This is a genomic window from Streptomyces subrutilus (assembly GCF_001746425.1).
Taxonomy (GTDB): Bacteria; Actinomycetota; Actinomycetes; order Streptomycetales; family Streptomycetaceae; genus Streptomyces; species Streptomyces subrutilus_A.
In genome coordinates, this window is sequence record NZ_MEHK01000001.1 from 5,127,123 (window position 1) to 5,142,364 (window position 15,242).

At 73.1% G+C, this 15,242-nt stretch carries 13 protein-coding genes; 9 read left to right on the forward strand and 4 right to left on the reverse strand.

Translation table 11 applies throughout. The annotated features are described in order from the left end of the window. Positions 1-328 precede the first annotated feature (328 nt). The 5 genes from BGK67_RS24230 to gatB all read left to right on the forward strand — a co-directional run bounded on the left by BGK67_RS24230 (position 329) and on the right by gatB (position 6,544). On the forward strand, positions 329-2,509 hold the full coding sequence (locus tag BGK67_RS24230; RefSeq protein ID WP_079154346.1) for a putative bifunctional diguanylate cyclase/phosphodiesterase: 2,181 nt from the start codon (positions 329-331) through the stop codon (positions 2,507-2,509). Between the two features lie 469 nt (positions 2,510-2,978). Further along, positions 2,979-3,275: an Asp-tRNA(Asn)/Glu-tRNA(Gln) amidotransferase subunit GatC gene (gatC, locus tag BGK67_RS24235; protein WP_030010586.1), complete on the forward strand. Its 297-nt coding sequence runs from the start codon at positions 2,979-2,981 to the stop codon at positions 3,273-3,275. A gap of 5 nt (positions 3,276-3,280) precedes the next feature. Beyond that, positions 3,281-4,774, forward strand: coding sequence for an Asp-tRNA(Asn)/Glu-tRNA(Gln) amidotransferase subunit GatA (gene gatA, locus BGK67_RS24240; RefSeq protein WP_069922061.1), 1,494 nt, complete (start codon positions 3,281-3,283; stop codon positions 4,772-4,774). Then, a complete protein-coding gene (locus tag BGK67_RS24245; protein WP_069922062.1) occupies positions 4,771-5,016 on the forward strand; it encodes a hypothetical protein in 246 nt (81 codons plus the stop codon). Before gatA ends, BGK67_RS24245 begins: the two co-directional genes overlap by 4 nt. A 37-nt stretch (positions 5,017-5,053) precedes the next feature. Beyond that, positions 5,054-6,544: an Asp-tRNA(Asn)/Glu-tRNA(Gln) amidotransferase subunit GatB gene (gene gatB, locus BGK67_RS24250; RefSeq protein WP_069924073.1), complete on the forward strand. Its 1,491-nt coding sequence runs from the start codon at positions 5,054-5,056 to the stop codon at positions 6,542-6,544. Positions 6,545-6,719: 175 nt separating this feature from the next. Here the strand turns inward: gatB and BGK67_RS24255 are convergent, their stop codons facing one another. Next, positions 6,720-7,319 (reverse strand): GNAT family N-acetyltransferase, encoded by a 600-nt coding sequence (locus BGK67_RS24255; protein ID WP_069922063.1) that lies wholly within the window; start codon positions 7,317-7,319, stop codon positions 6,720-6,722. After that, positions 7,316-9,451: a penicillin acylase family protein gene (locus tag BGK67_RS24260; RefSeq protein WP_432215526.1), complete on the reverse strand. Its 2,136-nt coding sequence runs from the start codon at positions 9,449-9,451 to the stop codon at positions 7,316-7,318. Before BGK67_RS24260 ends, BGK67_RS24255 begins: the two co-directional genes overlap by 4 nt. A 75-nt stretch (positions 9,452-9,526) precedes the next feature. On the opposite strand from BGK67_RS24260, the gene BGK67_RS24265 reads away from it, so the two are divergent. Further along, positions 9,527-10,261: a siderophore-interacting protein gene (locus tag BGK67_RS24265; protein WP_069922064.1), complete on the forward strand. Its 735-nt coding sequence runs from the start codon at positions 9,527-9,529 to the stop codon at positions 10,259-10,261. Between the two features lie 104 nt (positions 10,262-10,365). On the opposite strand, the gene BGK67_RS24270 is transcribed toward BGK67_RS24265, so the two are convergent. Continuing rightward, complete coding sequence (locus BGK67_RS24270) at positions 10,366-10,875, reverse strand: DinB family protein (protein WP_069922065.1); 510 nt, start codon at positions 10,873-10,875, stop codon at positions 10,366-10,368. Between the two features lie 83 nt (positions 10,876-10,958). Next, a complete protein-coding gene (locus tag BGK67_RS24275; RefSeq protein ID WP_069924075.1) occupies positions 10,959-11,753 on the reverse strand; it encodes a GNAT family N-acetyltransferase in 795 nt (264 codons plus the stop codon). A 60-nt stretch (positions 11,754-11,813) separates the two neighbouring features. Between BGK67_RS24275 and BGK67_RS24280 the strand changes: the two genes are divergently transcribed. The 3 genes from BGK67_RS24280 to BGK67_RS24290 all read left to right on the forward strand — a co-directional run bounded on the left by BGK67_RS24280 (position 11,814) and on the right by BGK67_RS24290 (position 15,220). After that, positions 11,814-12,197, forward strand: a complete 384-nt coding sequence (locus BGK67_RS24280; RefSeq protein WP_069922066.1) for a cupin domain-containing protein — start codon at positions 11,814-11,816, stop codon at positions 12,195-12,197. Between the two features lie 206 nt (positions 12,198-12,403). Next, the gene (locus tag BGK67_RS24285) at positions 12,404-14,644 is read left to right on the forward strand and encodes an MMPL family transporter (RefSeq protein WP_069922067.1); all 2,241 of its coding nucleotides are present in this window, start codon (positions 12,404-12,406) and stop codon (positions 14,642-14,644) included. Positions 14,645-14,665: 21 nt separating this feature from the next. After that, entirely contained in the window at positions 14,666-15,220 is a 555-nt protein-coding gene (locus BGK67_RS24290; RefSeq protein ID WP_069922068.1) for a GNAT family N-acetyltransferase, read from the forward strand. Positions 15,221-15,242 lie beyond the last annotated feature (22 nt).

The window sequence follows — 15,242 nt, forward strand, 5'->3', positions numbered from 1 at the left end:
CCGTACGGGCGGGCGCACGCCAGGCGCGACGGACGGTGGTAAACGGCTGGTACAAGGCTGGTCGTAGGGCGGTGAGCTGTCGGATCATCGGAAGGGTGACCGGGGGGTCCTGGTCCAAACTCACCCGTTCGGCGGATACCGTACTGATGAGGATGGCTGGGTCGCATTCGGGCAACCACCGCCGACCGCTGCCCCTGGGACCCTCCCGCGTCCTACTGTTGAGGGGTGCGCCTGTCGTGCACGGCTACCGGACGTGATGCCGGCCGTGATGGCATGACATCGGGGCCATCGCGTGACATCGGCATCGCCGGCTGTGAGAGGGACGGGCATGAAACCCACCGAAAGCGCCGACCCGTCACCTGAATTCGGCGGGGACATCCCGTCCATGCGGGCGGGCCGACCGGGAGTCCTGGGGGCCAGGACACCGCGGACCCGGCCGCTCGGTCCCGGCGCGGACGAGACGGGGCGGCGCGGCGTGCTGTCCTTCGCCGTCGTGGGTCTGGCCGTCGTGGCGCTCGGAGCGGGGGTCGCCTCGGAGCTGAGCGGCCGTCACGCCCTGTTCCCCGGCGGCGCGGTGGGCTGGGCGCTCGCCCTGCTGACCGGCGTCATCGTCGGCCACCTCGTGGCGCTCGGCCGCGACCGCTGGTGGGGCGGCACCGGCTCGGGCGCGGCGCTCACCCTCGGCGTGCTCCTCCTCTACGGGTGGGTGCCCGCCGGACTCGTCTCGCTCGCGGTGGTCTCCCTGGTCGGAGCCGCCCGCCGGCACCGCTGGCGGCAGGGCCTGCTGCACGGCTCCGCGGACATCCTCGGCATCGGCGCGGGAGCCCTCGTGCTCGCCGCCTTCGGCGACACGCCGTCCGTGGAGAACCCGTGGCGGCCCACCACCTGGGAGATCGACGCGGTACCCGAGATCATCCTCGTCGCCGTCGCGTACCTGCTCGCCACCCGGGTCCTGTTGTGGATCGCGCTCGCCCCGCGCGGCGGCGGCCTGCCCACCGTCGCCCGTACGGCCCTGCTCCGGCAGGCCTTAGTGGCGGTCGCGCTGCTCGGGATCGCCCCGCTGATCTGCGTCGTCGCGGTCACCCAGCCCGTCCTGCTGCCGCTGTTCGCCGTACCGCTGATCGCGCTGGACTCCACCCTGTGGATCGCCCGGGCGCGCGCCGAGGAGCAGCTGCGGGACCCGCTGACCGGCCTGCCGAACCGGCAGTGGCTGCTGGAGCGGGCCTGGTCCGCCCTGGACGAGGCTGAACGTTTGGGCACCCGGGCAGCTCTCGTGCTGATCGACCTGGACCGCTTCCGCGCGGTCAACGACACCCTCGGCCACCTGGCGGGGGACCGGCTGCTGCTGCAGATCGCCGACCGGCTGCGCCAGGCCCTGCCCGAGGACGCCGAGGCCGCCCGGCTCGGCGGGGACGAGTTCGCCGTCCTGCTGCCCGTCGCCGACTCCACCACCAGCGCCCAGCGGATCGCCCGCCACCTGGTCGCGGAGCTCAGCTCCCCGCTGGACCTGGACGGCCTCACGCTCGTCCTGGAGGCCAGCGCCGGCCTCGCCGTCTTCCCCGACCACGCCCTGGACGCCGAGGGGCTGCTGCGCCGCGCCGACGTGGCGATGTACCAGGCGAAGCGCGACCGCACCGGCGTGGAGGTGTACGAGTCCAAGCGGGACAGCAACACCCCCGACCGGCTCGGCCTGCTCGGCGATCTGCGCCGAGCCCTCGACGCCGGCGAAGTGGAACTCCACTACCAGCCGAAGGTCCGCTTCGACGGGCAGGTGGCCGGGCTCGAAGCCCTGGTGCGGTGGGTGCATCCGGAACGCGGGCGGGTGTCCCCGGACGAGTTCATCGCGATCGCCGAGACCTCCGGGCTGATGCCGCACCTGACGGAGTACGTCCTGGAGACGGCCCTCGCGCAGGTGGCGCGGTGGCGGGCCCAGGGGCTGAAGGTGCCGGTGGCCGTCAACGTCTCGCCGCGCGACGTCCACACCCCCGGCTTCGCGGGAGCGGTGGCCGCGCGGCTGGCCCGGCACGGGGTGCCGGCGAGCGGGCTGCAGCTGGAGATAACAGAGCACGTGCTGCTGGAGGACCCCCAGCGGGCGGCGGACACCATGGCCGGGCTCACGGGGCACGGCGTGAAGATGTCCCTGGACGACTTCGGCACCGGCTACTCCTCGCTGGTCCACCTGCGGCGCCTGCCGGTGAGCGAGCTCAAGATCGACCGGTCGTTCGTGGGCCGGCTCGCCGTCGACGCGCAGGACGCGGAGATCGTCCGCTGCACGGTCGACCTCGCGCATTCGCTGGGCCTGCTGGTGGTCGCCGAGGGCGTGGAGGACGACGAGACGTGGGAGCGGCTGCGGGACCTGGGCTGCGACGCGGTGCAGGGGTGGCTGGTCGCCGCCGCGATGCCTCCGCAGGAGGCCACCGCGTGGCTCCTCGCCCGGGGCGAACGCGGGTGGCGCCGGCCGGCCGACATCTCGGCGGAACTGGCCGCGGCCGAGGCCGACGCGCTCTGACCCCGGCGGGATCGCCGCCGGTCGGGCTCCGCCCCGGGTCCGGCGCCTCGATCGGGTGCGGGGCCGGGCCCCGCAGGCGGGCGGGATGCGGACCGCGGGCCCGAGCCTCGGCGCAGCCGGTCGGCGCGGCGCCGCTGCTGGGGCTCCGCCCCGGGCCCCGCGCCTCAAACGCCGGCGGGGCTGATGCCGCTCCTGCCGCCTGCCAGGTGCGGGGGGCGCCTGCCCGGCGCAGCCGAGGCGTATCCAGCCCCGCCGGTGTTTGAGGCGCGGGGGTGCGGGGCGGAGCCCCGGGTATGGGGCCGCGCCGGCGATCGGGCCCGGCCCCGGCGCGCCGCGGTTTCCGGCCGCGCCGGCGATCGAGGCGGACGGTCGGGCCGCGCTCGGGGCAAACCGTTTCGCAGGCCGGGGGCCGGGCCCCATAGGATTGGGCCCGAACCTACACATCCACCCACCCCCAGAGGATCGCTGCATGCCTGGCATTACGCGCGAGGAGGTCGTCCACCTCGCTCGGCTGGCGCGCCTTGAGCTGTCCAGCAACGAGCTGGATCACTTCGCCGGACAGCTCGGCGACATCATCGGCGCGGTCGCCCGCGTCTCCGAGGTCGCCGACCAAGACGTCCCGCCGACCTCCCACCCGCTGCCCCTGACCAACGTCATGCGCGCGGACGAGGTCCGTCCCTCGCTCACCCCCGAGCAGGCGCTCTCCGGCGCTCCCGCCCAGGAGCAGCAGCGATTCAAGGTGCCGCAGATCCTGGGGGAGGACTAACAGCCATGGTCGACATCATCAAGCTCACGGCAGCCCAGACCGCCGAGAAGATCGCCTCCGGCGAGCTCACGGCCGTCGAGGTCACCGAGGCCCACTTGGCCCGCATCGACGCGACGGACGAGAAGGTCCACGCCTTCCTGTACGTCGACCGCGAAGGCGCCCTCGCCCAGGCCCGCGCCGTCGACGCCAAGCGCGCCGCCGGCGAGAAGCTCGGCCCGCTGGCCGGCGTACCGCTCGCCCTCAAGGACATCTTCACCACCGTCGGGGTCCCGACCACCGTCGGTTCGAAGATCCTGGAAGGCTGGATCCCGCCCTACGACGCCACCCTGACGCGCAAGCTGAAGGAAGCCGACGTCGTCATCCTCGGCAAGACCAACATGGACGAGTTCGCCATGGGGTCGTCGACGGAGAACAGCGCCTACGGCCCGACCGGCAACCCCTGGGACCTCACCCGGATCCCCGGCGGCTCCGGCGGCGGCTCCGCGGCCGCGCTCGCCGCGTACCAGGCGCCCCTCGCCATCGGCACGGACACCGGCGGCTCCATCCGCCAGCCCGCCGCCGTCACCGGCACCGTCGGCGTGAAGCCCACCTACGGCGGCGTCTCCCGCTACGGCATGGTGGCCTTCTCCTCCTCCCTCGACCAGGGCGGCCCCTGCGCCCGCACGGTCCTGGACGCCGCGCTGCTCCACGAGGTCATCGCCGGCCACGACCCGCTCGACTCCACCTCCATCGACGCCCCGGTCCCGCCGGTCGTCGAGGCCGCGCGGGGCGGCTCCGTCGCCGGCATGCGCGTCGGTGTGGTCAAGCAGTTCGCCGGCGAGGGCTACCAGGCCGGTGTCGTCCAGCGCTTCAACGAGTCGGTGGAGCTCCTCAAGGAGCTCGGCGCCGAGATCGTCGAGCTGGACTGCCCCTCCTTCGACCTCGCGATGGCCGCGTACTACCTGATCGCGCCGTCCGAGTGCTCCTCGAACCTGGCCCGCTTCGACGCCATGCGCTACGGCCTGCGCGTCGGCGACGACGGCACCAGGTCCGCCGAGGACGTCACCGCCCTGACCCGCGAGGCCGGCTTCGGCGACGAGGTCAAGCGCCGCGTCATCCTGGGCACGTACGCGCTCAGCTCCGGCTACTACGACGCGTACTACGGCTCCGCCCAGAAGGTCCGCACGCTCATCACCAAGGACTTCGAGAAGTCCTTCGAGCAGGTCGACGTGATCGTCTCCCCGACGACCCCGACCACCGCCTTCCCGATCGGCGAGCGCACCGACGACCCCCTCGCCATGTACCTCGCGGACCTGTGCACCATCCCGACCAACCTGGCCGGCAACGCCGCCATGTCGCTCCCCTGCGGCCTGGCGCCGGAGGACGGCCTCCCCGTCGGGCTCCAGATCATCGCCCCCGCGATGAAGGACGACCGGCTGTACAAGGTCGGCGCGGCCGTCGAGGCCGCCTTCGTCGCCCGCTGGGGTCACCCGCTGCTTGAGGAGGCACCGTCGCTGTGAGCACCCGCGCACTGTCCAAGGCCAAGGGCTTCAAGAAGTCCAGGACCGGGACCTACCTGTCGATCGGCACCACCGCCTTCGGCGCCATCAGCGTGGTCAAGCAGGCCAAAATGGCCCGCACCGACAACGACATGCTGAAGCTGGTCGACGCCGTCGTGTCCGCCGCCGCCATCGTCACCGGCCTCGCGATCCTGTACCGCGAGCTGAAGCGCCTGGGCGACGACGACGTCCTGCTGGGCTGAGAGGGAAAGTTTCACCGTGACCACCTTCACCGAACTGATGTCGTACGAGGACGCCCTCGCGTCGTACGACCCCGTCATGGGCCTCGAGGTCCATGTCGAGCTCGGCACCAGGACCAAGATGTTCTGCGGCTGTTCCACCGAGCTGGGCGCCGAGCCCAACTCGCAGACCTGCCCCACCTGCCTCGGTCTGCCCGGCTCCCTGCCGGTCGTCAACGCGATCGGCGTCGAGTCCGCCATCAAGATCGGTCTCGCGCTGAACTGCGAGATCGCCGAGTGGTGCCGCTTCGCCCGGAAGAACTACTTCTATCCGGACATGCCGAAGAACTTCCAGACCTCCCAGTACGACGAGCCCATCGCCTTCAACGGCTACCTGGACGTCCAGCTGGAGGACGGCGAGATCTTCCGCGTGGAGATCGAGCGCGCCCACATGGAGGAGGACACCGGCAAGTCGCTGCACGTCGGCGGCGCCACCGGCCGTATCCACGGCGCGTCCCACTCGCTGCTGGACTACAACCGCGCCGGCATCCCGCTCATCGAGATCGTCACCAAGCCGATCGAGGGCGCGGGCGTACGGGCCCCCGAGGTCGCCAAGGCGTACGTCGCCGAGCTGCGCGAGGTCATCAAGGCGCTCGGCGTCTCCGAGGCCCGCATGGACAAGGGCCAGATGCGCTGCGACGTGAACCTGTCGCTGCGTCCGACCCCCGAGTCCGAGTTCGGCACCCGCAGCGAGACGAAGAACGTCAACTCGCTGCGCTCCGTCGAGCGCGCCGCCCGCTTCGAGATCCAGCGCCACGCGGCCGTGCTGAGCGGCGGAGGCTCGATCGTGCAGGAGACCCGGCACTTCCACGAGGAGGACGGTTCCACCACGGCCGGCCGCATCAAGGACAACGCCGAGGACTACCGGTACTTCCCGGAGCCCGACCTGGTCCCCGTCGCCCCGGCCCGCACGTGGGTCGAGGAACTGCGCGCCGGTCTGCCCGAGATGCCGCGCGTGCGCCGCAACCGGCTCCGCGAGGAGTGGGGCGTCAGCGAGCACGACATGCAGTCGATCCTCAACGCGGGCGCGGTGGACTCCATCGTCGCCACGATCGAGGCGGGTGCCGACTCGGCCGCCGCGCGCAAGTGGTGGATGGGCGAGCTGGCCCGCAACGCCAACGAGCAGGGCGTCGTCGTCGACGAGCTGCCGATCACCCCGGCGCAGGTCGCCCGGGTCGCGGCGCTGGTCGCCGCGGGCGAGCTGAACGACAAGCTGGCCCGCCAGGTCCTCGAAGGCGTCCTCGCCGGCGAGGGCACCCCGGACGAGGTCGTCGAGAAGCGCGGTCTGAAGGTCGTCTCGGACGAGGGCGCGCTCGGCGCGGCCGTGGACGAGGCCATCGCGGGCAACGCGGCCATCGCCGACAAGATCCGCGGCGGCAAGATCGCGGCCGTCGGCGCCCTGGTCGGCGCGGTCATGAAGACCACCCGCGGCCAGGCCGACGCGGCGCGCGTCAAGGAGCTCATCCTGGAGCGCCTGGGCGTCTGCGAGTAGCAGCCCGGCCGAGCAGGTGTAACGCGGCGGCCCCGCACCGGAATCCCGGTGCGGGGCCGTCTGCCGTTCCCTGGCGGCCCCGCGGGCGGGCGCCTCGGCGCCCGAGGGACGGAGAAGCGAGGGCGATCACCTCTCGTACCGCGCCCCCGGCCCAAGGGCGGAGCCGGCCCGGCTGTCAGACCGACGCCGACGCGGCCCGCGGGTCGTAGACGGCCAGGAGGGCCTTCTTCGCCGGGAGGTAGACCTCGGGCAGGTCGATCTCCGGGAGTTCGATCTCGACGCCGGGGGCGAAGCCGTTGCGCTCCAGTACCGCGATGGCCTTCTCGTTGCGGGCGTCCGGCTCGGCGATCACGCGGCGCGCCTTGCAGACGGAGAAGAGGAAGCCGAGGAAGACCTCCAGCAGGGCGGTGGTGAACCCGTGCACCGCCGCGCCTTTGCCGGGGCCGATGAGCAGGTGCACGCCGACGTCCCCGGGCTGGACCTCGTAGCACTCGCTGACCCGGTCCTCGGCGCAGTCGTACGTCTGGAACAGCGCGACCTGTTCGCCGTCACGGCTGACCATGAACGCGTGGTGCGTGGTGCGGCGGTCGACGTCCTCGTAGATCTCCTGGACGAGTTCGCGGCTGGCCTCGCCCATGCCCCAGAAACGGGCCCGCTCCTGCGTGACCCAGCTGTGGATCAGGGCGGAGTCGGCGGCCGGGTCGACGGGGGTGACGGTGACCGTGCCGAAGCCCTCGACGAGTTGGCTGTACACGGGCTGTCTGGTGGAGGTCATGCGGATTCCTTGGTGAGACGGGTCCAGTCGGTGACGACGGGGACGAGTTCGCAGCGGGCCCAGAGGGGGAGCTGGTCGCGGTGGTGGGGTGAGCCGGGGACGCCGTCGGCGCCCAGCGGGACCGCCCAGAGGCTGTCCTCCCGGCGGGCCAGGTCCCAGACGTAGCGGGCCGCCGACGCGCGGGCGGTGAGGTCGGTGAACCCGGGGACGGAGGAGGTGGCGTTCACGCAGTCGTGGTCGCCGCCGAGGCCGGGCCACTCGGCCTCCGGGTCCGGCAGCGCCGACCAGGGGGCGAGGCGGTGGACCTGTGACCAGGGCGCGTCGGGGGCGCCGGCCGAGGCCGTCTCCTCCAGGGCGGCCCGCACGTGCGCGGCGCGGTCGAGGCCGGGCAGGAGGGAGGTGGTGAGCAGGCCTTCGAGGGCGTAGCCGATCCGGGGGACCAGGTACAGCCAGGGGTGGAACACCTCGGGGCCGGCGGGGGCGCCGGCCAGGTCCGCGAAGACGGGGTCGGCGGCGAGACGGCGTACGGTCGCGGTGCGGAAGGCAGAGAAGACGGTGGCGTCGGTGCTGTCGGCCGCCATGTGACGGTCCCACGCCAGCAGCCGGGCGCGCAGGTCCGCCGCGGCGGGGGAGAGCCCGTCGAGCGCCGGTAGCAGGGCGAGCAGCGGCTCGGCGGAGGCCAGGCGCGTGTCCCCGTGGACGTCGGCCATCGCCTTCGGCGACCAGTCGGCGGAGCCGCTGAGCAGCTCGCGGATGCGGTTGGCGCGGTGCGGGGGCGCGAACTCCACGCCGAGCGGGGAGGCGATGCCGCGGGCGTTCGCCATGACGGCGAAGCCCTGCACGGGCTCGACGGGGGTTTCGGCCCAGCCCCGCCAGTCGTGGCCCCGGTCCCAGGCGGGTACCGGGCGCAGCCGGTTGGTGTTGTCGCGCAGCGGCACGGCGCCCGCGACGCGGTGCAGCAGGCCCCCCTCGGAGTCGGCGGCGTGGACGACGTTGACGGGCTCCGCCCAGCCGTCGAAGGCGCGGTCGATGTCGGCGACGGTGCGGGCGCGCAGCAGGGCGGGCAGTACGGCGAAGCCGAGGTCCTCGCGGACGCGGGGCGGGTAGCGCAGCGAGAGGGTCCGGCCGCCCTCGTTGACGATGACCGGGCCTCGGGCGGTCTCCAGGACCTCGACCTCGACGGTGGTCGCGGGCGCGCCCTCGCCGCCCGCCACGGTGATGGCCTCGGTGTGCCGGGCGACCGCTTCCCAGACGCCGTCCGGGCCGAGCGCCTCGAGGCCGGGGCCCTCGCCGCGCAGCTGTTCGGTGTACAGGTCCTGGTAGTCGGCCATCGCATTGGTGATGGCCCAGGCGGCGGAGCCGGTGTGGCCGAAGTGGGCGAGGCCCGGGACGCCGGGGACGGCCAGGCCGAGCACGTCGTATTCCGGGCAGGAGAGACGTATCTGCTGGTAGACGCCCGGGTCCTCGATGAACCGGTGCGGGTCGCCCGCGATGATCGCCGCGCCGGTGGCGGTGCGGTCGCCCGGCACCAGCCAGCCGTTGCTGCCGGCGGTGCCGGGGCCGTCGGTGGCGAAGAGGGTGGCCGCGTCCTCGCCGAGGGCCCGGGCCACGCGGTCGCGCCACAGCTTGGTGGCGAAGCCGGCGAACAGGATGTGCGTCGCGGTCCAGATCGCGAGCGGGACCCAGGGCTCCCAGGGGGTGGGGCTCAGGCCGGTGCGCGCGAAGCGCTCGTCGCGGGCGGCGCCGGCGCCGAGCCCGTCGTTGACGCCGTCGACGTACGCGCGGACCCAGCGGGCGGTCCCGGGGTCCTCCGCGTCCAGGGCCGCGTAGCAGCGGCGGGCGGTGTCGTCGATCCGGCTCTGGCGGGCGAACCGGTCCCATGCCACGCAGTCCGCGCCGAGGAAGGAGGCGCTGGAGCCCTGGGCGCGGTGGCGTTCGACCTCCAGCTGCCAGGCGCGGTCGAGCGCGGTGACACGGCCTTGGGCGTAGGCGAGGGCGAGGGCGTCGGCGGCGCGGAGGTGGGGGATGCCCCAGGGGTCGCGGAAGACTTCGTGGGTCCCGTACGCTTCGCGGGCCCCGTGGACACCGCCGGGAGCCTGGTCGTCGCTGCTCGCACTGCTCTCGCTGGTCACACTGCTCACACTCTTCCCCATAGTGCATTAGGTTAGGCTGACCTAACTATAAGGGTGTCAGGGGAGGGGCTGGACATGGCGGTCGTCAAAGGCTGGGAGGGCGTGGTCCTCAAGCTGCTCAGGGGTAAGGACTTCACGTTCACGGTGACGGGTGCGGAAGACGTCACGGAGCACTACCGCCGGGTGTACTTCACGGACGGCGGGCTGCTGGCCGCCGCCGGGGAGTCGCTGCATCCGACGATGTGGGTGCGCGTGTGGTTCGAGGGCGCGGGCAAGCCGCACCAGCGCGCCTACACCCTGGTGGACCCCGACCCGGAAGCGGGCACCTTCTGCTTCGAGTTCGCCCTGCACGACGGCGTCGCCAGCGCCTGGGCGCGCGCCGCCAGGCCGGGGGACACCGTCGAGGCCACCGTGCAGGGGACCGGATTCGCCGCTCCGGACCCGGCGCCGGAGCGGCTGCTCGTCATCGGGGACGCGGCGTCCCTCCCGGCGGTCAACTCCCTGCTGGACGCCTACCCGCAGACCCCGGCGACGGTCTGGTTCGAGACGCAGCACGACTCGGACGCCGGCCTGCCGCTGCGGGAGCACGCGGACCGGCACGACATCCGCCGGGTGGCGCGGGCCGGGACGGCGCTGGCCGACCGGGTCCGGGCGGAGCTGCCGGAGCTGGTCGGGTCCGACCCGGCGGCCGCGTACGTCTGGTTGGCCTGCGACACGGCCACGACCCGCACGCTGACGGCGTACCTGCGCAAGGAACTCGCCCTGCCGAAGCAGCGGGTGAACGCGCTGGGCTACTGGCGCGCGGCCTGAGGACGGCCGCCGCTCGGGGCCGGCGCGACCCGGCCGGCGGGGACTGGCCTGCGTGCCCCGGCCTGGGTGCCCCGGGCCGGCGTCGCGGCCGGCGGCGTCCCGGCTCAGGCTCCGGTGACCCCGTCGATGCCCTCGCGGAGGAAGTCGGCGTGGCCGTTGTGCCGGGCGTACTCGTGGATGAGGTGGAGCATCAGCATGCGCAGCGAGGCCTCCTTCTCCCAGCGCGGCACGTAGGCCGTCACGTCGAGCGAGGCGGCGGCGGCCTCGATGCGGCGTGAGTGGGCCACCTCCGCCTCCCAGGCCGTGAACGCCTCGGCACGATCGGAACCGGAGGCGTCGTAGGCGGCCTGGAAGTCGTGGCTGTCCGACCACAGGTGCGCCAGCTCCTCGCCGTTCAGAACCCGGCGGAACCAGTGCCGCTCGACCTCGGCCATGTGCCGGACCAGGCCCAGCAGCGACAAGGTGGACGGCGGCATCGAGGCGCGGCGCAGCTGTTCGTCGGACAGGCCCTGGCACTTCCAGGCGAGAGTGGCCCGGTGGTAGTCGAGGTAGGCACGGAGGGTCTCGCGCTCGTCTCCGGTGAGGGGCGGGGTGATCCGTTCGATGCTTTCCATGCGGACGATCCTGCCCGCCGCCCCCGAGCCGGGGGAAGCCGTTTCCGGCCACGCTGCCACCCCTTGGACCGGTAGGCCGGCGCCTATCGCCCGGACCAGACGTAAGGAGTGGTCACCCCCAGCACGGCGAAGCCGAGCCGCTCCAGGATCGGGCGGCTGTCCGCCGACGCGTCCACCTGGAGGTAGGGGATGCCGAGCTCCGCCGCCACGCGGGCCCGGTGGGCCACCAGCAGGCGGTAGATGCCGCGCCCGCGCCACCGAGGGTCGGTGCCGCCGCCCCAGAGCCCGGCGAAGGGCGTACCCGGCCGCATCTCCATCCGGGCCGCGCTGACCGGGGTCTCGCCCGCCATCGCCACGACGGCCGCCAGGGAGTCCGGCCGCTCGCGCAGCAGGCTCAGCATCTGTTCCCGGATCTGCGGCCGCTCGGTACCGAAGGCCCGCGCGTGGACGTCCATCATCAGGTCCACGCCCGCCTCGTCGGTCACCACCCGCAGGGTGATGCCCTCGGGGGGAGCCACCGGCAGCCCGGCGAGCTCGGCCGTCCTGCCCACCATCAGCGTCTCGGGGGGCTCCGGTACGAATCCCGCCGCCCGCAGCCGCGCCCCCAGGTCAGCGGGCCGGTCGTGGTCGTAGAGCTTCCACTCGAACTCCGTCGCCCCCAGGCCCGCGAAGTGCGCGACCTGTGCCGCGATCTCGGCGTCCGCCGTCTCCTCGTCGAGGTCCGACCAGAGCACGCCGTTCCAGCCGAGGCCGGGCACCGTCTGGCGGACGACCGCGGCGGTCCGCTCCACCCGGGCCTGCGCCGCGTCCGGCTCGGCACCGCGCCGCATCCGGGCGTCGTACGCGGCCCGCACCTTGAGGAGTTCCTCGTGATCCATGGTCATCGCCCCAGCTGACCAGTGTCCGGCCGGCAGCACAACTGCATTAGCCTCACCCCCGTGAACGACGACTCCACCATCTACACCGGCAAGGCGACCCCCGACGCGGCCGCCGACCGCGGCTGGCTCCTCGGCCACTTCAAGGACCCCTCCGATCCCCGCCACAGCGAAGACGTGGAGATCAAGTGGGGCGTCCACACGAAGGGCGACGCGCGGGAACGCTGGGCCACCGCGGAGAAGCGCACCGCCCTGCTCGTGTTGATCAGCGGCCGCTTCCGGCTGGAGTTCCCCGGGCGCACCGTCGTCCTCTCCGAGCAGGGGGACTACGTGCTCTGGGGGCGGGGCGTCGACCACTCCTGGTACGCGGAGGAGGACGCCGTGGTCCTCACCGTCAGATGGCCCTCGATCCCCGGCTACCGGGTCGACGAACCCGACTCGCGGTGACCCAGGTCCCGCACCTCCCCGCCCCCTGTGACGATGCACACGAAAGGGGCCGACGATCACGAAACGCTGAGATCGTTGAGGTGTAGACCATCATGGCCGGGGCCCCGGGGCGATCCCCCGTGCTCCCGGCCGCCTTCACGAGTTCACGCGTTCTTTGCGACGGGCTGTCTCCCGGTAAAGATCCGACCCCTCAGGGAGCACGTCCGTTGGCAGCGCTCGCACGGTGGTGCATGCGGCACCGACTTCTCACCGTCATGATCTGGCTGCTCGCCCTCGGGGGGACCGCGGCGGCCGCGGTCACCGCCGGAGCGGCGTTCTCCAATGACTACGAGGTCCCCGGCACCGAGTCCGGCAAGGCACACGACCTGCTCCGCGCGGGCTTCCACGGCCAGGGCGGAGATACCGACACCATCGTGTGGCGGGCCCCCGAGCACCAGAGCGTGCGGACCCCCGGCGTCGAGCAGCGCATGACCCGCGCGCTCGACGCCGTCGCGGTGCTCCCCGGCGTCGGATCGGTCGCCGGCCCCTACGGCCCCGGCCCCGACAGCGCCGCCCGGATCAGCGCCGACGGCCGCACCGCCTATGCCGTGGTGACCTTCGACCGCCCGGCCGACGCCGTTCCCAAGGCCCAGGCCAAGGCCGTCGTCGACACGGCGAAGAACCCGGGCACCGAGACCGACGGCCTCCAGGTCGAACTCGGCGGCCGCGCCATCGCCCTGACCGAGGCCCCCACCGCCCACCTCGCCGAGGTCATCGGCGTCGCCGTCGCGGCCCTCGTCCTCTTCCTGGCCTTCGGCTCGCTCGCCGCCAGCCTGCTGCCCATCGCGACCGCCCTGGTCAGCGTGGGCACCGCCTATTTCGGCATCACCCTGCTCGGCCACGCGATGCCCGTCGCCGACTTCGCCCCCATGCTCGGCACGCTCGTCGGCCTCGGCGTCGGCATCGACTACGCGCTGTTCATCGTCACCCGGCACCGCAAGGGCCTGGCCCGCGGACTGCCCGTCGAGGAGGCCGCGGAGAACGCCGTCGCCACCACCGGCCGGGCCGTCGTCTTCGCCGGAGCCACCGTCTGCATCGCGCTGCTCGGCATGCTGGTGCTGCGGCTGAACTTCCTGGACGGCGTCGCGATCGCCGCCTCCGTGACGGTGGTCCTGACGGTCGCCGCCTCGGTCACGCTGCTGCCCGCCCTCCTCTCCTCCATCGGCACACGCGCCCTCTCGCGCCGCGAGCGCCGCAGGCTCGCCGCCGAGGGCCCGCGCCCCGAGCACACCACCGGCTTCGCCGCCCGCTGGTCCGCCTTCGTGGAACGCCACCCGAAGCTGCTGGGCGTCATCGCCACCGCGGTCATGGCGGTGCTGGCCCTGCCCACGCTCTCCCTCCACCTCGGCACCTCCGACCAGGGCAACAACCCGGCCACCTCCACCACCCGCCAGGCCTACGACCTGCTGGCGCAAGGATTCGGGCCCGGCACGAACGGGCCGCTCACCGTCGTCGCCCGCCTCGACGGCGCGGGCGACCGGCTCGCCGTGGACCGGCTGGCGGCAGCGCTCCGCACCACCGAGGGCGTCGCCTCCACCGGCCCGGCGGTCCTCAACCGGAGCGGGGACACCGCCGTCCTCACCGTCGTACCCGACTCCGCCCCCCAGTCCCGGGCCACGAGCGACCTCGTCGACCGGCTCCGCGAGGACGTCATCCCGCGCGCCGCGCACGACAGCTCCATGGAGGTCCACGTCGGCGGCGTGACGGCCGGCTACGACGACTTCGCCGAGGTCATCGTCGGCAAGCTGCCGCTCTTCGTCGCCGTGGTCGTCGCCCTGGGCTGCGTGCTCCTGCTGCTGGCCTTCCGGTCCATCGGCATCCCGGTCAAGGCGGCAGTCATGAACATCGCCGCCGTCGCCTCCTCCTTCGGCGTCGTCGTGGCGATCTTCCAATGGGGCTGGGGCAGCGAACTGCTGGGCCTGGGCAGCGCCGGGCCCATCGAACCCTTCCTCCCCGTGATCATGGTCTCGGTCCTGTTCGGACTGTCGATGGACTACCAGGTCTTCCTCGTCAGCCGGATGTACGAGGAGTGGCTGGAGACCGGCGACAACCGGCGGGCCGTCCGCGTGGGCCTCGCCGAGACCAGCCGGGTCATCAACTCGGCCGCCGTCATCATGATCGCCGTCTTCCTGGCCTTCGTCCTCAGCGGCGACCGGATCATCGCGATGTTCGGGATCGCGCTCGCCGCGGCCGTGGCCCTCGACGCCTTCGTCCTGCGCACCCTGCTCGTCCCGGCCCTGATGCACATGCTCGGCGGCGCCAACTGGTGGCTGCCCGCCTGGCTCGACCGGCGGCTGCCCCGGATCAGCATCGAGCCCCCGGACCGCGGCGCGCATGCGAAACTTCCGGCACAGCGGCCGAGCGAGGACGGCGCGGAGCCGGCTGACCCCGTACTCGTGTCCCGCTGACCAGCCGTAAGGACTCCACGCATGTTCGCGATAGACCTGGCCGAAGACGCCCAGCTGAAGCCGCTGGAGGTGTGGCACGCCGAGGAGTTCCTCGCCCACATGGACCGCGGCCGCGAGTTCATCGGCCGGTTCGTCGGCTTCCCCGACCGCGCCACCGACCTGGACTCGGCGCGCGAACTGCTCCGTACCAACGCCGAGAAGGCCGCGAACGACGGCACCCGCTTCTTCGGCATCTGGGTCGAGGGCACGCTCGTCGGCGGAGTGCTCTACCCGGCCTTCGACGCCGCCTCCGGCAACTGCGAAGTCGGCTGCTGGCTGGAGCCGTCCGCCGCCGGACGCGGCCTGGTCACCGCCGCCTGCCGGGTGCTCATCGACTGGGCCTTCAACGGGCGCGGCATGCACCGCGTGGAATGGCACGTCGCCACCGGGAACAAGAAGAGCATCGCGGTCGCCGAGCGCCTCGGCCTGACCCGCGAGGGCGTCATGCGCGAGAACCACCTGCACCGGGGCGTCCGCCAGAGCACCGAGATCTGGGCCGTCCTCGCCCACGAGTGGTCCGCGGCCCGTCCCGCCTGAGCCCTGCCCGGGCCCCGCCCCG